This window comes from Enterococcus diestrammenae, assembly GCF_049384045.1.
GTDB classification, from domain to species: domain Bacteria; phylum Bacillota; class Bacilli; order Lactobacillales; family Enterococcaceae; genus Enterococcus_C; species Enterococcus_C diestrammenae.
This window is the reverse complement of sequence record NZ_JBMRGR010000011.1, coordinates 30,612-51,037: the sequence shown is the minus strand read 5'-3', so window position 1 is coordinate 51,037 and position 20,426 is coordinate 30,612. Positions and strand designations below refer to the sequence as shown.

Genomic DNA, 20,426 nt, shown 5'->3' with positions numbered 1-20,426 from the left:
TTAGTTACAGATGGAGCGGTTAATTTTTTGACTTGAGAGGATTCAGAGGGAGTATTCAGAAATGAAGTCTATTTGCTACTTCAGCACTTAAATGTCTGATATGATTTAATAATCGAAGCTTCCCTGTTTGTAAAAATCATTAATCACTAATCGAAAGTAGCTGAATTTAAAAAGCTGTTTGCCACCTATCAAACGTAGGCGGACAAACAGCTTTTTGTATTTCGCAAATCTTATTCTGCATCAACCTTGGTCAAGGCAAACTCACTAAAAGAGAATAAGCCCTGATCAGTAATTTTCAGTTCAGGAATGACGGATAAAGTCAAAAAGGACAGGGTCAAAAAAGGATCAAAATCGCTACTTGCTCCTTGGTAGTGGGCGGCATCTGTCAAAGCCACCAGTCGCTGATAAGTTTCCTGATAGCCTAAGGTCGACATCAATCCACCGATGGCTAAAGGCAGCCGCTGAATTTCTTGTTGTTGATTGACGACGATCATTCCGCCGCCGGTTTCTAGAAGACGATTGACGGCAGATAGCATATCCTCGTCATTGGTTCCCACTACTACGATATTATGGGAATCATGGGAAACACTAGTAGCCAATGCCCCTGTTTGTAATTGGAAGCCTTTGACGATACCCAAACCAATGTTGCCAGTGGCATGGTGTCGTTCCACAACGGCAATTTTTAAAAAGTCTTCTTCTATGGAAGGCATAAATAGCTGATCTTCTGTAGGGACTGTTGCTAGCACTTGTTTTGTAATTAAACTGTTGGGGATGACTTCGATTATTTTGGCGAGACCATTGACTGGTAATTGGAAGCTGGTTTTAGTCAAGGGAGCCGCTGACATGTCTGGTAATTCGGCTAGTAGCGGATTTTCTGTGGCTTTTGGGAAAAGGTCAGTCACCAATTTTTGTTGGGAGACCACTTGCTGTCCTTTGACGAAGACGTCGTAAATCGGTAAAGAAGTTAGGTCATCAGTTAAGAAGAAATCAGCTTGATATCCCGGTGCTAGGGCTCCTAAAGTCCGTAAATGAAAACATTCGGCCGCATTTAAAGTAGCCATTTGAATCGCTAATAGTGGCTCTAAGCCCGCAGCGATGGCTAGACGTAAAATATGATCAATGGACCCTTCCTCCACTAAATCGTCAATCAACTTATCATCGGTTACAAATAAACAGCGTCGAGCCGTGGCTTCGTTTACGACAGGGAGTATGGCGTGTAAATCTTTGGCGACCGTCCCTTCACGAATCATTAAATACATGCCTAGATCCAAGCGGGCTTGTGCTTCTTTTGCATTGACCGCTTCATGATCTGTCCGAATTTGAGCGGTAGGGTATAGCGCTAACTCTTCAGCGGCGATTCCGGCAGCATGGCCGTCAATTACGCCGCCTGCTTGTTGAATGGCGGTAATTTTAGCAATAATCTCCGCTTCCGTTTGAGCCACCGCATGATAGTTCATGACTTCGGCTAATCCCAAGACTTCAGTTTCTGTCATAAAAGGTGCTAAGTTTTGGGCAGTTAGGGTAGCACCACTGGTTTCAAAAGGTGTCACGGGCACACACGAAGGTAACATCGTGAAGATATTCATAGGAGTTGCTTTGGCATCGGTGATCATGTAGTGAAGCCCGGTTTCTCCAGCGACGTTGCCGATTTCATGAGGATCGGTTATCACGGTGGTTACGCCATGCAACAATGAGATTTTGGCAAACTCGTGAGGAGGTAGCAGTGAACTTTCGATATGGACATGGCCATCGATCAAACCAGGGACGACGAACTGACCTTTGGCATCAAGAATTTCTTTTCCTTCATAGCTACCAAAACCCACCACTTTACCGTTTTTTATTGCTAGATCAGTTTCCATGATTTGGCGAGTGAAGACGTTGACAATTTTACCGTTTTTTACGACGAGATCAGCGGGAATTTGCTTCCCACTGGCTTGAATTTCCTGGATTAAATCGCTAGTCATAAGGAGCCTCCTTTAAGGAAAGTTTTGAGTCAGTATACCATAGAAAAGAGGAATAGGGAAAAGAAGTCAAGAGGATGTGGTAAAATGGTTATCTTATTTTTTGTTATTTAAAAACCCCTCAGTCTAGGGTTGACTAAAGGGGCGGTTATCTTTGACTAGCAAATAAGACCGGTACGGAGTAAAAGGTTTCAGGTATCGGTTTCGCTTGAATACGGAGAGAAAAGGGAGTTGCTCAGTCTTTCTTACTTACATATTGACGAATCTTTTCAGTATTCTCACGAATGACCGCCGCAGAATGATGGAATTTTTCAGCTTCAGCTTCAGTTAGATGGATTTCCAAAATATCTGCAACCCCACTGCGGTTCAAAATCGCTGGAACGCCAGCAAAGAGGTCGGTTTCTCCATATTCACCTTCCAAACGAGTGGAAACAGGAATAATCGAGTTTTCATCAAATAAGATGGCTTTAATAATGCCCACGCAAGCTGAAGCAATGCCGTAATAGGTCGTGCCTTTGCGATTGAAGATTTCCCAACCTTCTTGTGTGGTTTTCAAAACGAGATCATCCAAATCAATATCCCCCACAAGTTCGGGATTATCCGTGATCACATCTTGAAAGGCTTTGCCGGCAATAGTCACCGTCGACCAAGGAACCATCAATGAATCCCCGTGTTCTCCCATCGCATAACCGTATACACTACGAGGATCGACATCGACTAAATCCGCTAAAAAGTTTTGTAGCCGAGCTGAGTCGATAGAAGTCCCCGTCCCTAATACTTGATTTTTGGGTAGACCAGATAATTGATAGACTAAATCTGCTAACATGTCCACTGGGTTTGAAACGACAATAAAGACGCCATCAAAGCCAGCTGCCATCACAGGTTCAACGATGGATTTAGCAATTTTGGCACTGATGTCCAAAGTATCTAGACGCGTTTGACCGGGTTTGGGAGGCGCCCCCGCTGTGATCACGACGATGTCCGCATCGCCACAGTCTTGGTAATCGCCAGCTTTGACTTGGACGTTGCGGTTTAAAAATTTGATGGAATTTTTCAAGTCTCGGACTTCACCTAGAGCTTTTTCGCGGTTTAAGTCAACTAGTAAAACCTCATCACAAACTCCTTGAGTAATTAAACTAAAGGCTGTAGAAGAACCTACTAAGCCTGCGCCGATAATGGCGACTTTCGATTTTTGGATGCGCATCAAATGTTCCTTTCTATTAATAACTTTATCTAATACCAATTTATAGTATCAAAGATTGGTAAGGTTGACAAAAAGTGGGTTTCCTTAAAGAAGCGTTTCTTGTGTAGCATTTTGTCAGTGCAATGGTTGATTGGCTAATTTATAATCGTGAACATGAAAAAAGCTGCCCGCCAAATGGCAGACAGCAAAGATTTAAATGGAGGAGACAGGCTTGGTATCTTCAGTCGGTTTGGAACGTTTGTTGCGTTTAGCAATAATAGGTAAAATCGCGCCTAATAAGATTAAAGCAATTGGTGTCAAGATGTTAGAGATCATTTGGAACCACCAAGCTTTCGAGGACAAGTCCAATTCCATCTTAGGGAAGATTCCCAACAAGCAAGCAAAGGCGGTAAAGAGGAAGCACCACAGGCCTACTGCAAAACCAGCTTTACGATTTTTCAAGAATTTATACTCTGATTGATATTCTTTGTGGGCTTTGTTAAGCATCATAAAGGCAAAGAAGACCCACAAATAACGCAATGGCATAACCACAGAATTTAAGTTCGTCATCCATTTCACAAGTTCATTCATGTTACCGATACCCAAGACCGGGAGGAGGATCAAAATACTTACCAAAATCCCGGTAAGAAGGTAGCCATTTTTCAAGGTTCCTTTTGCCGTGCGTTGGCGTAACCACTGAGGAATAAACTCTGGGTCAGCATCGGCGAGTAAGATTTGCAAAGGAGCATCGATGGAGAAGGCCAAGGCAGAAATCTGGCCGACGGTGTTGGTCAGTGCATAAATAATCATCAAAGCATTGCCGATACCATAGTAGTTTCCTAATTTTTGGAAAGCGGTGTATGCGCCGTTTGCCATTAAATCTTCGGGGATATTGTTGCTAGCAAAAAGCATCCCCATGGCAATTGAGCCTAAAATGGCACTAATACCCACCATTGCGGCTAAAAGAATCATGCCTTTTGGAAACTCTTTGGCAGGGTTTTTCGTTTGGTTAACGTAAGGGGAGATTTTTTCAGCTCCACCGACAGCAAAGACCAACATCGAAATTGTTGTAAAATAGCTAAAGTCAAACTTAGGAATATAGCTGGATAGTTTATCCATATGGGGTGTTGCTAAACTAACACCAGAATTAATCGCTGGGGCGCCAATCGCTAACAGGATAAACAGAATGGACATCACAAACATCGCAGAGCCCGCCAAACCACCGATTACTTTCAAAGTGGACAAGCCTTTTGTTGAAAGATACAAAAAGGCTAAGAAAATTGCCAAGCTTAACAAAGCGACAGTGGTGATTGGCAGCGAAGAAACAAGTGTGCCGTCACCTTTTACTGCCCAACCGAGGGCAATCAAGATACCTTGGGGTTTTTGAGCCAAGTAAGGGATATGGACTACCCAGTAAGTCCAAGCAGCGTAGAAAGCTAGCTTTTTCGTAGTTGTTTTTTCCACCCACGAGCTGACACCGCCGTTACTGTCTTTAAAGGTAGAACCTAGTTGACCGACAATCAGGGCATAGGGAATAAAATAGAGCAGTAAGATGATAATCCATGATGTCACAACCGAGAGCCCTTGTTGTGCATAGTTATTAACCACGTTGCCCAAGCCCCAGACCATACTGAAGGCGATGATACCAATGTTGGTCCAACGTAATTGTTTTTGGTTCGTACTCATTGCATTTCTCCTTTTCGGGTAATAAAAAATATGACTTCCATTATCGCTGGCAAAAAGTACCAATTATTGGAACTTTTCTAACAGTTTAAAATAAGGGAAAATCAACGTTAAGAATATCACAATTAACCCTCGATTTAAAGATGTTCTTTCTATTTAATTCTATAAAAATTTGGACTATTTAGTTGGAATAAAAAAATCTACTTGCCTGATTGCGGCTTATTCTGTATGATGGGGAAGTTGATTTACTAGTAGGATAAACAGTGAAGCAAAGCAAGAACTGATAGAGAAACGAAAAGGCGGTGGCAAAATGAGCACAACCAAAGATGCGAAAGCAAAAATGAAGGAACTGATTGAAAAGAAACAAGGTGGCGGTCGTTCGCAACAAATGGAAACACCTAAGAATGATCGTAAAAACATGCGTAAAGGACCAAAAATCTTCAATAAATAATTGGCTATCATTTCCAGTGCCTACGGTGAATTCTCATCGTAGGTCTTTTTTTTGTTGGAAGTTTCCCAAGCTAACGGTCTCTTTTTGTTATCAGAAAGACACTTTGCAAAGAAATAGCAAAAAAATGCGAAAAGAAGGGGGATTTTGACGAAAATATCTCGATTAAGGTGTTATTCATTTGGTAACGTTTACATTCGGGTGCTTTTCCATGAAGCTCAGATTACAACTGATAGAATGATGTAATCTTTCTCCCTTGTATATAGTGATTTAAAGAGGAAATTAATCAAAATTTACGATTTTGACCTGTAATATTTTTGTCATATTACAATTATCAGAAAAATTCAATAGCAAAGAAGGCTTGATTTTACAGATTTCATAACTGGCGTCATCAATAAACCTGTTATTTTGTAACAATCTCACAAGACTGAAATAATTGGTAACGGTGATGTTACCAAGAAAGGGTCGATTGTTGTTATGATAGTCTACGTCAGCAAGACAGATTGCAACATGAAGGAGACGAATCTATGAAACTAGTAAAATCATTCTTATTTGGTTCCGCCGTAGTGGCTGGGATCGTGGCATTCGGCGGGAAAGCTGATGCAGCAGAAATCGAACATGTGGTGGCGCCTTCTGATACATTGTGGGGCTTATCCGTTAAATATTACGGTTCAGAAAACTATATTGATAAAATCGCAGCGGATAACGCGATTGAAGACACCGACATGATCTATGATGGTGAAGTATTACTTATCAATACTGACAAAGATGCAACAGTCGCACCGAAAGCAACGAACGAATCCAACGAATCCACTGAAGTGACGGAAACACAAACGGAAGAAACATCTGTCACAGAAGCCGCGAATACTGATTCTGCCAGCAACTACTCTGGTACGACGATGTACATGGAAGCAACAGCATACAGCTCAGATCCAGCTGACTCCCTCGGTGGTGGGATTTATACGGCGACTGGTCAAAACTTGCTAGAAAATCCGATGGCGGTAGCAGTCGATCCAAGTGTGATTCCATTGGGCACACATTTGTATGTTGAAGGATATGGGGAAGCCTATGCGGTGGATACCGGTGGTGCTATCCAAGGTAATATTATCGATGTCCATTTCTCTTCTTACGCACAATGCGAAGCCTGGGGGCGTCGTCAAGTCAAAGTAACGATTCTTGACTAAGACAATCAAATAAGAAAAAAATGACTCGTACTCTCTATTTCTGAGAGACGAGTCATTTTTTGTAGACTAAGGTATTATAAAGTTTCACAAGTGTAAATTCTATAATACCAAGTCTAAAAATGTCTAGCTTCACGAACTAGCTCTACTACCGCAGACAGTTGAACTAAGCAAAAGTCGCTAAGTCCAACTAGCATCATTGAAATTAAGGCGCAACCGACACATGATGTTCTTTATCATGTGTCGGTTCCGCCTTAATTCTCAAGAGCTGAACGAGTTCGTTCAACCTTTCTTAATTCAAAATAAAGATCAACGAACCCCTTTACCGTTAAAAAGGCAAATCTAGCGAAAACTAAAGGTCAAGAATCCTGCCCTTTGATCTTGTGAAAAAACTTTTACCGTGGAAATTTCAAATTTCAAAGCCAAGCAATGAACTTTAGGTAGTATCAGGTTGCTTTGCTAGAAGAGAAGGAAAGCTTTTTACTTTCCAAAGGAGATCCTAATAACGGTGTCGCCATTTTTGATCGTTGAGATTATGATCCTGTAAGGCAAAATCAACATAGTCTTTTAGAAAATCGGAGTTTTTAGCTAGCAATTGGTATCCTGATTGCTGTTTGAGTGTTTGTAGTTTTTCATCAGAAATAAAATCTGTACCACGGAAATAATCGATATTGGTTTGGCCAACAAAATGGGCAACAGGTTCCAAGGACTTTTCATCATAAATACCTTGTTCCATCAAGGTTTGATAGGCAAGACGCTGACCATCTTGATTAAAAAGATGGTACAGGTAATCATCGTGTTGACTTAAAGTTTTTTTGAGTTTTCCATCTAAATTGGTCTGCGATTTTGCCCAGCTGGAAACACTGATGGTTTTGCGTTGGTAATCGATTTTCGAATCAGAGAGAGTTAAGACACCATAGCCATGATCAATGATTGCAAAGGAACTGCTTACGATTTCCGTTAAACCATCTTCTTGCATGATATCTTGTGCGTGAATATGGCCAGAAAAGACTGCTGGCACGTCATAGTCCTTTAGAAGTTTTTTTACAGTCTCGGCATTTTCCAGAACATAACCCTTGTAAACTGTGGGATTGTGCTTCAGAAGATTGTGATGAATAAAAAGCAAACTGTGTTGCTTGGCTTCTTTAGCGGCTTCTAATTGTTCCCTTAACCACTTCAAGGTGGAATCTCGCAACTTGCCTTGAGTCACCGGCTGCGAGCCACTATCATCACGAGTGTATAGGTTACTATCTAAGAGTATCAAACGATAATCAGCATTGATGGATAAACTGTAACTTAAATCCTCAGGGGCGGTTGCTAGAGCATTTTGATAACCTTGAGAAAAAATCTTTTTAAAGTCTTCGGGGCTGATTTGCGGAGTAGTTTTTTGCTCGGATCCTTGATATTTTCGAGCCCAACCATCGTGGATATCATGGTTGCCGGGAATGCAATACAAAGGAATCTTTGCATCTGCCAGTGGGGCGAAGAGCTGCACCATTTTTTCGGCACTGATTTTTTCGCCGTTTAAGGTTAGATCGCCAGTAATAATGATGCCATCGGGTTTATCCCTCAAAGCGGTGGCGACAAATGCTTCCAAGCTAGCCTTTTGATAGTCCAGATCCTTACCAGCAGCCGTTCCTTTGATGAAGGTAAAAGCCTTGCCATCATCATGTAATTCTGGGGCTAGAAAATGGGTATCAGAAAGAATAAAAAAGGTTTGCTGACTTTTATTAGATGATTGTTTTTGATTCGGTGGGGTAAAAGGGGTATTGATCAGCAGAAAAGCTATCACAACAAGTCCCAAGATAATTCCTATGGCGATATAAAAGGTTTTTGAAAAGATTTTCGGTTTCAAGACAATTCCTCACTTTCTGAGCTATCTTAGCACAAATCCACCGATTTATGAAAAAAACAAATTCGCATCTTGTGAAATTTTAGGTTACACTAAATAGAGAGCGTTTCCTATTGGGATATGATGCTAGGTGCTGTTAGAGATACCTATTCTTTTGATTGTCTGATTTTTCTCATTATTGAAAATAGGCGCTCCTAAAAATCACAAAGGAGGAATTCTATTGAAAAAAAGTTTTCAAGAAGTCATTGTTGCTATCTTGCCTATGACGGTCTTGATACTGGCCTTAACAATTATCTTCGCACCCTTACCACAAGACGATTTAATTACTTTTATCGTTGGGGCTGGTATTATGATGGTGGGTATGGCGCTCTTTTTGTTTGGTGCCGATTATTCCATGCTACGAGTAGGCGCTTTGGTTGGGGAATATATGATCAAAAAACGCAGCCTCGTAATTATGCTGAGTTTGGGATTTGCGATAGGGATCGGCATTACGATAGCCGAACCTTCCGTACAGGTCTTAGCTTCACAAGTTCGAGATATTTCTGACGGGGCGATCACTAAAATGATTTTGATTGGTGTGGTTAGTGTTGGAACGGGGATTTTTCTGGCGTTTGCCCTCTTGCGAACCCTCTTTCGCCTGTCTTATTATAAAATGATGTTAATTGGCTATTTTGCCGTCTTTGCAATGTCTTTTTTCACCAGCCCTGAGTTTATGCCCATCGCTTTTGATGCAGGTGGCGTAACCACTGGACCGGTGACAGTACCCTTTATTTTGGCATTGGCCAGTGGGATTACCAGTATGATCCACCAAGGCAAAGGGGATAGTGATAGTTTCGGCATGGTGGGGGTTTCCTCCTTAGGGCCGGTATTGGCGGTTATGATTTTGGGGGTGATTTTTAAATGAATCTCCTTAAACAAATTTTTACAGGAATCGATACGCAACTTGTGGAAGTGTTAATGGCGATTGCCCCGATCGTTCTTTTGTTTATCATCTTAAATTTTGCGAGTTTAAAATTGCGACCGAAAAAATTTAGCGAAATCATGATTGGTTTTCTGATCACGACTGTCGGTTTAATCTTGTTTCTCCATGGGGTCAACATAGCTTATGTGCCTGTAGGGCAGCATTTAGGAACCGAGCTAGCAAGACTAGAAAATAATTATATTTTGATTCCGCTAGGTTTTATCATGGGCTTTTTAGTTGGCTTTGCCGAACCAGCAATCCATGTGATGGTGAAACAAGTCGAGGAAGAAAGTGGCGGATCAGTGAAGCGTCGCGTCCTTCTGGCTGTAGTTTCAATTGGAATTGGGGTAGCAGTCGCCTTGTCAATGTGGCGTTTACTTGTTGGTTTTAGTTTGTATTATTTCTTGATTCCCGGCTATTTGTTGGTCTTTTTATTGGGACGTAAAGTCGACAATATGTTTTTAGCCATGGCTTTTGATAACGGCGGAGTCGCCACCGGGCCCATGTGTTCGACGTTTATCTTATCCATGGCAGTGGCAATCGCTGCTGAGATTGAAGGGCGCAGTCCCCTGATTGATGGCTTTGGAGTGGTGGCGTTAATCGCTTTAACACCGATTTTATCCACCTTAGCTTTAGGCTACATTTACAAACGAAAAGAAGAACGGGACAAAGCGGTCCTGCGGAAGTTACAAGAAACGGAGGAGAATAATGGATAAACCAGTAGCATTGAATTTAGAAATGATTGTAACAATTGTAGATCGAGGAATGGGGGAAGAGGTTATCGATCATTCCAAAAAAGCTGGCGCAAACGGTGGCACCATTCTCCATGGGCGTGGGACAGGGGCTCATGAGAAAGCTAAGTTTTTTGGCTTGGAGATTGATCCTGAAAAAGATATCGTGATTACCTTGGTACCAGATAGTTTGACGGCTGAAGTCATGAATGAAATTAGCCGGGGGATTAAGATTGACAAACCGGGCAATGGAATTTGCTTTGCGATTGATATTTCCAAAGTTGTCGGGATTACAGCGATTAATTCCTATCGCCAGGTGGTGGAAATGGATACCTTCTTGGATAATGATGATTCGCCAAAAGGATAATAAAAAAGTTCCCCTGTACAAGCGCATGTAGGCTAGCACAGGAGGAACTTTTTTAATTGCTTTAAGGTTGGTCAGGAATCAATTTTTGTTGGCATCAGCCCCTTGTTGAGCGGGCTCATTCAGTTAACTCTGTTTCATGGGTATCCGCCAGTTTTCGCAAGACTTTAATAGCTTTTAAATAGGAATAAAGTAATACCGCGACCGAGCCAGCCCAGGCCAAAGGAGATGCCCAAACAGCCCCAGCATAACTGAAGAGTTGTGTTAAAAAGATGGCTGCAAAAGAACGCATAATTAATTCCATCATGCCAGCAATTGTCGGTACTTTTGCTTGTCCTAAACCCTGTAAAGTGTAGCGGAGAATGAAGAGAATAGCCAAAACCCAGTAGAGACTACCGTTCACATTGAAATAGAGCTGGGCTAAGTGAAAAACATGTGTTTCACTAGGATTGACAAAAAGAGAGACAAAATTTTGGCCAAATGTGATCACAACAAAACCGGCAACTAAAGAAAAGCTGATACTCATAATGAGACATTGTTTGACGCCGGTAAGGATTCGTCGGTATTGTTTGGCGCCAAAGTTTTGACCAGTAAACGTTGCCATGGCTAAACCAAACGAGTTCATGGGTTGGGTAGCAAATTGATCAATCCGGCTAGCAGCTGCTTGGGCGGCTACCACATCGGTTCCGAGGCTATTCAAAGCGGCTTGCAAAATTACGGCACCGATAGCGATAATCGAAGTTTGAAAAGCCATCGGTAAACCGGCATTGAAATGGAGTTTGTATTCTGATTTCCGCACGTAAAAGTCGCGTTTTTTCAACTGGAGTAGCGGTATTTTTTTGAGAATATAGAGATAACACATCACAGAGGAGGCCAGCTGTGCGATAATCGTTGCCCAAGCGGCTCCGGCAACCCCCATCTGGAAATTGATGATAAACAGGAGGTCCAAAATAACATTGATGATTACAGCGAAGATCAAAAAGAATAAGGGTGTACGACTATCACCCAGTGCGCGAATCATATTGGATAATAGGTTGAAAGCCATGGAAGCGAACATTCCCCCAAGAATAATCGTGATAAACTCTTTGGCTTGATCGTATATATCTGAAGGTGTCTGCATGACGTGTAACAAGGGGTCAATCAACAGCAAGCTAGCCACTGTCAAAATAACAGTAACGATCAGGCTAATAACCACGCTGACTGCAAAACTACGCCGGACACGTCGATAATCTTTGGCGCCAAAACGCTGAGCGGTGATAATGGAAAGGCCCGTACTCAACCCTTGTGCAAAACCAATGATTAAAAAGGTGATACTACCTGTGGATCCCACAGCAGCCAGTGCTTCTTTCCCCAGAGTTTGACCAACAATGATCATGTCCACCATATTGTAAAATTGCTGGAAAATATTCCCCACCAACAAAGGAATTGTAAATAAGAAAATGAGTTTGGCTGGGAAGCCTTTTGTTAAGTCCCGCATGGTTGTTCCTTCCTTTTCGCAAAATTTCATACACTTTTCAAACAAGGCTAAGTTTAGCACATTCTTGCCTAAAGGAATATGGAATATCTTGCCTTTTTGACTGTCATTTTTTGCGAAAATCACCGGTGTCTTAAACTTTGAGGAAAGTTGTGCTGCTGGCGGTGGAGGATATTTTTGTCAAGGATTTAAAGGAGATGCTAGAATGAAAGTAATAGGAAAGGGAGGGCTAATGATGTTAAGTACTTACCAGGATAATCTGATTCAATTGGCGAGAAACAATTATTTTGAAACGGAACGCTTTTACTTGAAACCTATTTCTTTGTCAGATTTATTAGAATACCATGAGTTGACTTCTGATGATGAGGCATTAAAGTATGACTACCCAGCCCATCAGGATTTGGAGGAAAGTCTCTGGATGATGGTGCATTGGCAGTTGTCGAGTCCTTTGGGGAAATACGGAATCTACATGAAAACCACGGGCAAATTAGTGGGGAATATCAGCCTCATACTTAGCGAAGAGGAAGCTGTTGCGCGGATTGGTTATGCTGTTAATCCTAACTATTGGCGTCAAGGGATTGCCTTTGAATGCTTGATGGTGATTAGTACATTTGCTATGAAGCAGTTAACGCTAGATAAATTGCTAGCAGAAGTACACGAGGAAAATCAACCTAGTATAAAGCTATTGGAAAAAAGTGGGTTTCGTGAAATTGCTTCAAAAACAGCGAGTTCCTTGCGCTATCCGTCCTTTATAGAAAAAACTTATGCACGATTTTCTTGATAAGTCACCAAGTAATAGAGCGGATGAGGGGTATCTGTGTATATTTTCATCGAATCACTTTTTTGATAAGAAGTCATGACAAGTTTCCTGAAAACTGCCATAATGAAGCTAGGAAGATCCTTCCAGCCTTTCTTGCTTGTCACCAGCCTTGTTTGTGAGAGGTAACAGATGGATCCCAGTAAAAGGAGCTGTTGTAGGTGTGAAAATGGTAATTATTCGTCACGGTGAAAGTGAAGCGAATTTTGAAAATTATTGGACAGGCTGGCTAGATGTCCCACTGACTACGAAAGGTAAGGAACAGGCTCGTCTGGCAGGCGAAAAAATAGCCAAAGCCGATATCGCTTTTGACTATGCATATACGTCAGTCTTGCAGCGGGCGTTGATTACTTGCCAAACGGTATTGGAAGCCTGTGATCAGCTGTGGCTGCCAGTGGATAAGACTTGGCGTCTAAATGAACGGCATTATGGGGCTTTGGTGGGGAAAAACAAAGAGCAGATGGCTACTAAATATGGGCCTGAACAAGTGAAAAAGTGGCGCCGTGGGTATTATGAGATGCCTCCTTTACAAGAAGCAAATCATTTTGATCGTCGTTATCAGCAGTTGGATCCTCAAAGTATTCCCCATGGTGAAAACTTGGCTATGACCGTTCAACGGGTTATTCCGTTATGGCAAGATCAGATTGCTCCTTTATTACATGATGGGAAAAATGTATTGGTGTGCGGACATGGCAATAGTTTACGGGCTTTGGTGAAATATTTGGAAAATGTGCCGGAAGACCAGATGGATAAAATCGAGATTCCTAATGCAACACCGATTTTGTATGAATTTGATGAAAAACTACAGATTATTCATAAGGAAGTGCTCTAAAAGAATGGTTAAAACGCTAGTCAGCTGATAGGTGAGAGGGATTTTTAATATAACTTGATGGAAATCCGAACGAAAAACATTGAAAAAGTTCAATTGTTAACAATTATTCCGTTTTGTTCGTCTAGATATGCTATACTATGAAAAAATCAAAGGGGGAGTTTTACAGATGCGGGTTATTTTAACAGTGATTGGGAAAGATAAAGTTGGGATTATTGCCGGAGTGAGCCAAAAATTGGCGGAATTGGAAATCAATATTTTGGATGTCTCCCAGACGATTATGGATGATTACTTTACCATGATGATGATGTTGACCATGGATAAAAGCAGCGATTTTGAAACAATACGTAAAGAGCTCAATCAAGTAGGAGAATCTCTTGGTGTCTCCATTAAAGTGCAGAATGAAGAAATTTTTAACGCGATGCATAAGTTATAAAAAGCAGTTTGCTGAATAACATGGGCCTACTTTTTAGGCGATAATTTTAACTGTGGGGGTACTTTATGGAGACAAATCAAATCTTGGAAACAATTCGGATGGTGGAAGAGGAGAATTTAGATATTCGAACCATCACGATGGGGATTTCGTTATTGGATTGTATTGCATCGGATGTTCAAACTACGTGTGACAATATCTATCGCAAAGTCACTACAAAAGCACGAAATTTGGTAAAAGTCGGCAATGATATTGAATTGGAATTTGGAATCCCAATTATCAATAAGCGAATCTCGGTCACACCGATTGCAATCGTAGCTTCAGCCAGTGGTGGGCAAGACTGTGTTGCTTTTGCAAAAACTTTGGATCGTTGTGCTCTAGAGTTAGGCGTCAATTTTATCGGAGGTTACACTGCTTTAGTGGAAAAAGGCTATCAGGGAGCGGATTTAGCTTTGATTAAATCGATTCCACAAGCCTTGGCAGAAACCAACTTTGTCTGTTCTTCTGTCAATATAGGTTCCACAAAAGCTGGGATTAATATGGACGCTGTGGCATTGATGGGGGAAACAATCAAAAAAACGGCCGCAGCTTCTGATATGGGTTGTGCCAAACTCGTGGTTTTTGCGAATGCTGTGGAAGATAATCCATTCATGGCGGGAGCCTTCCACGGGGTAGGAGAAGCCGACTGTGAAATCAATGTGGGGGTCTCTGGTCCTGGTGTTGTCAAGCGAGCCTTGGAAAAGGTCAAAGGGGAATCCTTTGATGTGGTGGCGGAAACCGTCAAGAAGACCGCTTTTAAAATCACGCGGATGGGGCAAATGGTGGGACAAATCGCTTCTGAACGTTTAGGCGTTCCGTTTGGGATTGTTGATTTATCTTTGGCACCGACGCCAGCTGTCGGGGATAGTGTGGCGGATATTTTGGAAGAGATGGGCTTAGATTCTGTAGGTACTCATGGAACGACAGCAGCCTTGGCACTCTTAAATGATGCCGTCAAAAAAGGTGGCGTCATGGCCTGCAATCATGTGGGCGGTTTATCGGGTGCTTTTATTCCTGTTTCAGAAGACCAAGGGATGATTACGGCGGTGGAAAAAGGCTTATTAAACTTAGAAAAACTTGAAGCCATGACAGCCATTTGCTCAGTAGGTTTGGATATGATTGCGATTCCTGGAGAGACACCAGCAGCCACCATCGCAGCTATGATTGCCGATGAGGCAGCGATTGGGGTCATCAACCACAAGACGACTGCGGTACGTATCATCCCTGCTCAGGGGACATCAGTAGGAGATATGGTGGAATTTGGTGGTCTGTTAGGTCGGGCACCAGTGATGAAGACCAATCCAGCTAAATCCACTGACTTTATCCAACGAGGAGGCCGGATTCCGTCACCGATTCATAGCTTTAAAAATTAATGTTATTTGCCAAGTAAAACTGCCGATTCGCGAGACGTCACTCTCCTCAGAATCGGCTTTTTTAAATTAAGGTATTTATGAGTTTTAATCCATGTGAAAGCCATTTTCACAATAGATAGCAGATTGAGAAATAACCGATTAACTTAAAACGAATTCAGAATAAAAAGGTTTATAAACAAAAACGGTTGGTCTTGTTGCAAGTGATTTACTCGGGTAGGAATGTCACAGATGTCAGCGGAATTATTCGTTGTGGTCAACGTTTTTTGTTGGACTTACAACAAGTTTGACTTTGGCAAGGAGCTATCAAAAGCATGGCGTATACAGTTCATCTAAGCAGAATTCGCTAAGATGAACTAGCAAAATGACAACTGTTTATTGTTGGCATTTACCGGTCCCACTACTACCCGAGGGATTCTCCGGAAGCAAGGCTGCCCGGCTTTTTTAGTAGGCCAACGCTACTACTGGTAGGTTTTAAGAACTTACGCTATTTTTTTCTAAATGGCAGGCTCTAAGGGAATCTGGAAAAGTCGTGAAAATTCCATTGAAAAATCCTAAAATTCTTGCGTCAGTTAGGGTTATCGTTTATGTTAGGAAGTAGTGATGATGAAACCGTAGAAAGGCAGTGGCAAGAAAGACGATGAAAAATTTTATCTGGGATTTTGATGGGACGTTATACGATACCTATCCAATGATTTTACAAGCAGTGATGAAGGTTCTGCAAAAAAATGAGGTAACGGCTGATGAACGTGAAGTTTATAAAATGCTGAAGGAATTTTCTTCTAAAAAAGTGGCCGACACATATGGCATTGATTTTGTTAGCTTTACACAAGATTTACACGGGTTTGAAGCAGCAGACAAGCGTGAACCTTGCCCTTTTGCTGGTGTCAAAGAAATGCTTGCAGCCATTCAAGCTAGTGGGGCTCGCCAGTTTATCATGACCCATCGCTGGGGAGAAGATACAAAGAAAATGTTGGAAAAACACGATCTGTTGGTTTATTTTGAAGAAATCGTTGGCCCGGAAATGAATTTTGCTCGTAAACCTGATCCTGAGGCTATCCTTTATCTAGTAAACAAATATCAAATGGTACCGGAAGAAAGCGTCATGATTGGGGACCGAATCATGGATGTTTTGGCTGGCAATCGAGCGGGGATTCGCTCCTGCTTTTTTGATAATGAAGGCTTATTATCTGATGTTAATGCTGATTTTGTTTACCATAGCCCTCAGGAAATGACGCAACTTTTAAAAAAATAATGGCTGAAAAAAGGGAAGTTGGCTCTCTTCTGGGGAATTCCTTGGATCGCAGTGGGACCGGTGAATTTCAACTTTTCCAATCAGCAAAATAACAGCAGGATCTCCTTTTCCGAAATCCCGCTAGGTTCCCTTTTTGATGCTTAAATTTTTATCAGTTCTTTATCTTATATGAAAGGCTCCTTGGTTTTGTCGCCAGGGAGTTTTTTTGCGTATTTTATTTTGAAAGGAGGAAAGTGCAATGGAAATCAAAGAATGGCTTCAAGCCTATCAAAAACCAATATGCGTGTTCCTTGCTTGTCTCTTATTGGCAATTGGAGCGGTATGCGGCAGACTGTTTTTGTCTGACAATAATGCCCCGCTCACGATTAGTGAAGCCGCAAATCAGGGTGTTGGATTTTTAGATGAGACAAGTCAGACTCAAGTCGCTGAAAGTAGCCAGCAATCCGTCGCTATGACAGTGCTTTATGTCGATATCAAAGGCGCTGTGGCACGACCTGGTGTGTACCAGATGACGACTGGTGATCGGGTATATGATGTCATCAATAAAGCGGGTGGGTTGACCAAGGAGGCGTGCGACTGGCTGATTAACGGGGCTCAGTTAGTGGCTGATCAGCAGTTTATCTATGTTTTGACGAAAGCCGAAGCCAAGGAGCAAGCACAAGAACCCGTTGTTACACGGCCAGAGACCGAACCCGCCGTTGCTTCAGGAAGCCCTGAGACGCCCACGGAGGAAGGAAAAGTCAACATCAATACAGCAGATATTGCCCAATTAACCACCTTGTCTGGAATTGGCCAGAAAAAAGCAGAAGCCATCATTAGCTATCGGGAGGAAAATGGTCCCTTCAAAGCCCTGGAGGACCTCAAAGAAGTTTCGGGAATTGGTGAAAAGACAGTTGAAAAACTGCGATCATCTATTACAATATAACTAATACTGATCAAAGGTTTGAATAACCATTAAAGGAGAAAATTATGACGGACCAACGAATTCCATGGGACCAATATTTTATGGCACAGGCTGTTTTGTTATCTTTGCGTAGCACCTGTACCCGCTTGGAAGTAGGCGCGACATTAGTCAAAGACAAACGCATCATCGCCGGGGGCTACAATGGCGCAGTTTCTGGGGATGTCCATTGTATCGATGAAGGCTGCTATGTCGTAGATGGACATTGTATCCGGACGTTACATGCCGAAATCAATGCCTTATTGCAATGTGCAAAATTGGGGATTTCCGCTGACCAATCAGAAATTTTTGTCACTCATTTTCCCTGCTTGAATTGTACCAAGTCTTTGTTGCAAGCTGGGGTCAAAAAGATTCACTATCTCCATGATTATCGCAATGACAACTATGCGATGGAATTAATCAAACGGGTGGGGGCTTCCGTCCATCAAGTAACATTGGATCCAAATTATTTTGAAAAATTGTCCGCTCGGGCTTTGGAGGATGCTTCTGAAGGCTGAAGGGATTTTTAAAGGGCAAGGTCGACTGATTTTCCCGAGTCTGTTGACAGCTTGCGTAGTTTTAGCTTTGACGACCCAGATGCTTTGCTTTTGGTTACTGGTTAGTTATTTTGTGTTAGTTTTCTGCTGTAGAAGATGGTGGTGGCTTTTAGCTGCTGGTATTTTCTGCAGCTTTTTGTGTCTATTGCGCTTGGGTATTTTCTTTTCAATCACTGGTTTGAGCCTACCGCCACCTGAGGAGCTAGCGGAGGGAGCGAGGGTGAACAAAGTAGTGACAGTTTTAGGAGATACCATCGAAATCAACGGTGATCGGATTCAGTTTGACGGGATAAATGAGCAACACAAGCTGCGGGTCACCGTAATTGCTAAAACGCAAAAACAACAGCAAACCTGGCGACAGGCTCGTTGCCAGCAACTAGCCCTCCAATTAACCGGTAAGTGGTCAAAGGGGAGTCCCCAACGAAATCTTCATGGCTTTTCCTATCAGGATTATCTGAAAAACAATGGTTACAGTGGCACCTTGTTTGTGAAAAACTTTAGGAAGTGGGACCAAGAGGCCAAGGTAACCTTATGGGAAAAGTTTAGCAACGTGATTCGACGGCAACGGGGTCAGTTGATTAACCATGTGGAGGATCGGTTTCCACCGGTGACAGCCAGTTATCTTAAAGCACTCCTTTTCGGGTTTAAGGATGCCGCCTTTCAAGGATTATCAGAGGGTTTTCAGAAGACAGGCATTTTACATCTGTTTAGTTTGTCAGGAATGCATCTGGTATTTTTCTTTGGTTTGTTAGACAAAGGACTGCGGCGATTACGACTGACTGCAGTTGAATCTTATGTTCCTCTGTGTGGTTGCTTATTGGTGGGTGGGATTATTTTTGGTGGTAGCAGCAGTGTCTTGCGGGCTTGTTTGTTTTACTTTGTTCGTCGCACTCTAAAGGTTCTCCGCTTGCGGTTGACAGAGATGGATCGTTTTGCTGTTGTCTTAGTGATGATGTTAGTGCTTTGGCCACGAATTTTACTGACTACCGGCGGCCAGCTTTCTTTGTATCTCGCCTGGTTAATCCTCTTGTTGCCAACTAGTGGGAAGCCTAGCCAGCAACTGGTTCAAGGGGGCTTATTGACTTTTTTACCAGCGCCATTTTTGATGTATCTCTTCGGTGAATGGTCGTGGACTGGGGGCTTATTGTCCTTAGTCTGTGTTCCGCTTTTTAGTGGGGTCTTGTTACCGGGATTTTTGCTTTTACTGATTCTTTCCTTAGTCGGGATGCCCCATGAAGGAGGAGGACTGGTAGTTATTGAGGAGGGCCTCACTGGTTTAGGAGCGCTCTTACAAAAAGCAAACTTTGCTTCCATAATCACTGGTAAACCAGAGCTGTGGGTGGTTAGCTTTTGTTTAGTTGCCAGTTTATTGTTGCTTCAGCGAGGAAAAATACGTGTTCTGATTTTGGTCTGTATCGTTTTTCCCTGGCTAACGGCTAGTTTACCGATGGACCAGATGATTGCTTTTGTGGATGTTGGTCAAGGGGATAGCATCGTTTTACGCCATCGTTGGAATCAAGAGGTTACCGTGATTGATACTGGTGGTCGCCTTGGTCTTGCCAAAGAAGCATGGGCGACGGGTAGGGTGAAAGATAATGCGGAAAGCACCTTGATTCCCTTTTTAAAAGGCGAAGGTATAAGGCGAATTGATCGGTTGATTTTGACCCATGGAGACAGTGATCATTTGGGGGATGTTTCCGCGGTGTTGGCACACTTTCCTGTGACAGAATTGGTGATTGGCGAAGGGGCTCAAAAGCATCCTAATGTGGCCAGGCTATTAGCAACAATCCCACAAAAGACAAAAGTGCGGACAGTGACAGCTGGTAGCCGTTTATCGACAAATTTTGCGCTGGAGGTCTTGGCGCCAAAAAAGGCTAGTCAAGGGGAAAATGAAGATTCTTTAGTGATCAGCGCAAGGATGGGCCAAAGACAATTTTTATTTACTGGTGATTTGGACCAGGCAGGAGAACTTGCTCTTTTGAAACGCTATCCAAAGTTAACCGTTGATGTGCTGAAAGCCGGCCATCACGGCAGTCGAACCGCTAGTCATCCAGCTTTCATAGCCACATTACAAGTGCAAGAAGCAGTGCTTTCCTGTGGCTTAGACAATCGTTTTGGTCATCCTCATCAAGAAGTTTTGGAGACGTTAGCCGAAAATCAGGTGCATTGTTTACGGACCGATCAGATGGGGATGATTTATTATCGTTATGTGATGGGAGTGATACCGGTACAGCCGGAATCGGTAATCAGTCAGGATTGAATGTTTGGTGTCGTTGCACTTTGATAGACAAAATGATAGGATAACACGAGAGAAGAAGTCGCTTTTCTGAAATCTCAGGGAGTGCTTG

General features: G+C 42.5%; 18 protein-coding genes. 13 read left to right on the top strand and 5 right to left on the bottom strand.

The window, feature by feature from the left end; translation table 11 throughout:
- Positions 1-230 precede the first annotated feature (230 nt).
- The 3 genes from ade to ACO03U_RS08940 form a co-directional block, all read right to left on the bottom strand.
- The gene (gene ade / locus ACO03U_RS08950) at positions 231-1,964 is read right to left on the bottom strand and encodes an adenine deaminase (protein ID WP_204686986.1); all 1,734 of its coding nucleotides are present in this window, start codon (positions 1,962-1,964) and stop codon (positions 231-233) included.
- Between the two features lie 232 nt (positions 1,965-2,196).
- The gene (locus ACO03U_RS08945) at positions 2,197-3,165 is read right to left on the bottom strand and encodes an L-lactate dehydrogenase (protein ID WP_204686985.1); all 969 of its coding nucleotides are present in this window, start codon (positions 3,163-3,165) and stop codon (positions 2,197-2,199) included.
- A gap of 192 nt (positions 3,166-3,357) precedes the next feature.
- On the bottom strand, positions 3,358-4,830 hold the full coding sequence (locus tag ACO03U_RS08940) for an amino acid permease (RefSeq protein WP_161870487.1): 1,473 nt from the start codon (positions 4,828-4,830) through the stop codon (positions 3,358-3,360).
- A gap of 307 nt (positions 4,831-5,137) precedes the next feature.
- Here ACO03U_RS08940 and ACO03U_RS08935 point away from each other — a divergent pair, with 307 nt between their 5' ends.
- Both ACO03U_RS08935 and ACO03U_RS08930 read left to right on the top strand, forming a co-directional pair.
- The gene (locus ACO03U_RS08935; protein WP_202625870.1) at positions 5,138-5,278 is read left to right on the top strand and encodes a hypothetical protein; all 141 of its coding nucleotides are present in this window, start codon (positions 5,138-5,140) and stop codon (positions 5,276-5,278) included.
- Between the two features lie 524 nt (positions 5,279-5,802).
- Positions 5,803-6,459, top strand: a complete 657-nt coding sequence (locus ACO03U_RS08930; RefSeq protein ID WP_204686984.1) for a 3D domain-containing protein — start codon at positions 5,803-5,805, stop codon at positions 6,457-6,459.
- Between the two features lie 496 nt (positions 6,460-6,955).
- On the opposite strand, the gene ACO03U_RS08925 is transcribed toward ACO03U_RS08930, so the two are convergent.
- Entirely contained in the window at positions 6,956-8,311 is a 1,356-nt protein-coding gene (locus tag ACO03U_RS08925) for a metallophosphoesterase (protein WP_204686983.1), read from the bottom strand.
- Positions 8,312-8,528: 217 nt separating this feature from the next.
- Here ACO03U_RS08925 and ACO03U_RS08920 point away from each other — a divergent pair, with 217 nt between their 5' ends.
- The 3 genes from ACO03U_RS08920 to ACO03U_RS08910 are packed head-to-tail and all read left to right on the top strand — an operon-like array spanning position 8,529 to position 10,367.
- Complete coding sequence (locus ACO03U_RS08920) at positions 8,529-9,212, top strand: DUF1538 domain-containing protein (RefSeq protein WP_161870484.1); 684 nt, start codon at positions 8,529-8,531, stop codon at positions 9,210-9,212.
- Positions 9,209-9,985 (top strand): DUF1538 domain-containing protein, encoded by a 777-nt coding sequence (locus tag ACO03U_RS08915; RefSeq protein WP_204686982.1) that lies wholly within the window; start codon positions 9,209-9,211, stop codon positions 9,983-9,985. The genes ACO03U_RS08920 and ACO03U_RS08915 overlap by 4 nt, the downstream gene beginning before the upstream one ends.
- Positions 9,978-10,367: a P-II family nitrogen regulator gene (locus ACO03U_RS08910; RefSeq protein WP_204686981.1), complete on the top strand. Its 390-nt coding sequence runs from the start codon at positions 9,978-9,980 to the stop codon at positions 10,365-10,367. Before ACO03U_RS08915 ends, ACO03U_RS08910 begins: the two co-directional genes overlap by 8 nt.
- Positions 10,368-10,482: 115 nt before the next feature.
- Here the strand turns inward: ACO03U_RS08910 and ACO03U_RS08905 are convergent, their stop codons facing one another.
- Complete coding sequence (locus ACO03U_RS08905) at positions 10,483-11,841, bottom strand: MATE family efflux transporter (protein ID WP_204686980.1); 1,359 nt, start codon at positions 11,839-11,841, stop codon at positions 10,483-10,485.
- Positions 11,842-12,043: 202 nt separating this feature from the next.
- Here ACO03U_RS08905 and ACO03U_RS08900 point away from each other — a divergent pair, with 202 nt between their 5' ends.
- The 8 genes from ACO03U_RS08900 to ACO03U_RS08865 all read left to right on the top strand — a co-directional run bounded on the left by ACO03U_RS08900 (position 12,044) and on the right by ACO03U_RS08865 (position 20,338).
- Complete coding sequence (locus ACO03U_RS08900) at positions 12,044-12,619, top strand: GNAT family N-acetyltransferase (protein ID WP_270789357.1); 576 nt, start codon at positions 12,044-12,046, stop codon at positions 12,617-12,619.
- Positions 12,620-12,818: 199 nt separating this feature from the next.
- Positions 12,819-13,487 carry a 2,3-bisphosphoglycerate-dependent phosphoglycerate mutase gene (locus ACO03U_RS08895; RefSeq protein ID WP_204686979.1) on the top strand — a complete coding sequence of 223 codons (669 nt, stop codon included), beginning with the start codon at positions 12,819-12,821 and terminating at the stop codon, positions 13,485-13,487.
- 166 nt (positions 13,488-13,653) lie between these two features.
- A complete protein-coding gene (locus ACO03U_RS08890; RefSeq protein WP_161870478.1) occupies positions 13,654-13,920 on the top strand; it encodes an ACT domain-containing protein in 267 nt (88 codons plus the stop codon).
- Positions 13,921-13,985: 65 nt separating this feature from the next.
- Complete coding sequence (locus ACO03U_RS08885; protein ID WP_204686978.1) at positions 13,986-15,329, top strand: PFL family protein; 1,344 nt, start codon at positions 13,986-13,988, stop codon at positions 15,327-15,329.
- 637 nt (positions 15,330-15,966) lie between these two features.
- Positions 15,967-16,581, top strand: a complete 615-nt coding sequence (locus ACO03U_RS08880; protein ID WP_204686977.1) for an HAD-IA family hydrolase — start codon at positions 15,967-15,969, stop codon at positions 16,579-16,581.
- Positions 16,582-16,819: 238 nt separating this feature from the next.
- A complete protein-coding gene (locus ACO03U_RS08875) occupies positions 16,820-17,506 on the top strand; it encodes a helix-hairpin-helix domain-containing protein (protein ID WP_423104613.1) in 687 nt (228 codons plus the stop codon).
- Positions 17,507-17,550: 44 nt separating this feature from the next.
- Entirely contained in the window at positions 17,551-18,039 is a 489-nt protein-coding gene (locus ACO03U_RS08870; RefSeq protein WP_204686976.1) for a ComE operon protein 2, read from the top strand.
- Complete coding sequence (locus tag ACO03U_RS08865; protein ID WP_423104610.1) at positions 18,023-20,338, top strand: DNA internalization-related competence protein ComEC/Rec2; 2,316 nt, start codon at positions 18,023-18,025, stop codon at positions 20,336-20,338. Before ACO03U_RS08870 ends, ACO03U_RS08865 begins: the two co-directional genes overlap by 17 nt.
- The last annotated feature ends 88 nt before the right edge of the window (positions 20,339-20,426 follow it).

Coding starts and splice junctions, on each gene's coding strand:
- ade (WP_204686986.1), bottom strand. CDS start 1,964: ATGACTAGCGATTTAATCCAGGAAATTCAAGCCAGTGGGAAGCAAATT.
- ACO03U_RS08875 (WP_423104613.1), top strand. CDS start 16,820: ATGGAAATCAAAGAATGGCTTCAAGCCTATCAAAAACCAATATGCGTG.
- ACO03U_RS08885 (WP_204686978.1), top strand. CDS start 13,986: ATGGAGACAAATCAAATCTTGGAAACAATTCGGATGGTGGAAGAGGAG.
- ACO03U_RS08900 (WP_270789357.1), top strand. CDS start 12,044: ATGAAAGTAATAGGAAAGGGAGGGCTAATGATGTTAAGTACTTACCAG.
- ACO03U_RS08930 (WP_204686984.1), top strand. CDS start 5,803: ATGAAACTAGTAAAATCATTCTTATTTGGTTCCGCCGTAGTGGCTGGG.
- ACO03U_RS08910 (WP_204686981.1), top strand. CDS start 9,978: ATGGATAAACCAGTAGCATTGAATTTAGAAATGATTGTAACAATTGTA.
- ACO03U_RS08915 (WP_204686982.1), top strand. CDS start 9,209: ATGAATCTCCTTAAACAAATTTTTACAGGAATCGATACGCAACTTGTG.
- ACO03U_RS08905 (WP_204686980.1), bottom strand. CDS start 11,841: ATGCGGGACTTAACAAAAGGCTTCCCAGCCAAACTCATTTTCTTATTT.
- ACO03U_RS08935 (WP_202625870.1), top strand. CDS start 5,138: ATGAGCACAACCAAAGATGCGAAAGCAAAAATGAAGGAACTGATTGAA.
- ACO03U_RS08940 (WP_161870487.1), bottom strand. CDS start 4,830: ATGAGTACGAACCAAAAACAATTACGTTGGACCAACATTGGTATCATC.
- ACO03U_RS08945 (WP_204686985.1), bottom strand. CDS start 3,165: ATGCGCATCCAAAAATCGAAAGTCGCCATTATCGGCGCAGGCTTAGTA.
- ACO03U_RS08865 (WP_423104610.1), top strand. CDS start 18,023: ATGCTTCTGAAGGCTGAAGGGATTTTTAAAGGGCAAGGTCGACTGATT.
- ACO03U_RS08870 (WP_204686976.1), top strand. CDS start 17,551: ATGACGGACCAACGAATTCCATGGGACCAATATTTTATGGCACAGGCT.
- ACO03U_RS08880 (WP_204686977.1), top strand. CDS start 15,967: ATGAAAAATTTTATCTGGGATTTTGATGGGACGTTATACGATACCTAT.
- ACO03U_RS08890 (WP_161870478.1), top strand. CDS start 13,654: ATGCGGGTTATTTTAACAGTGATTGGGAAAGATAAAGTTGGGATTATT.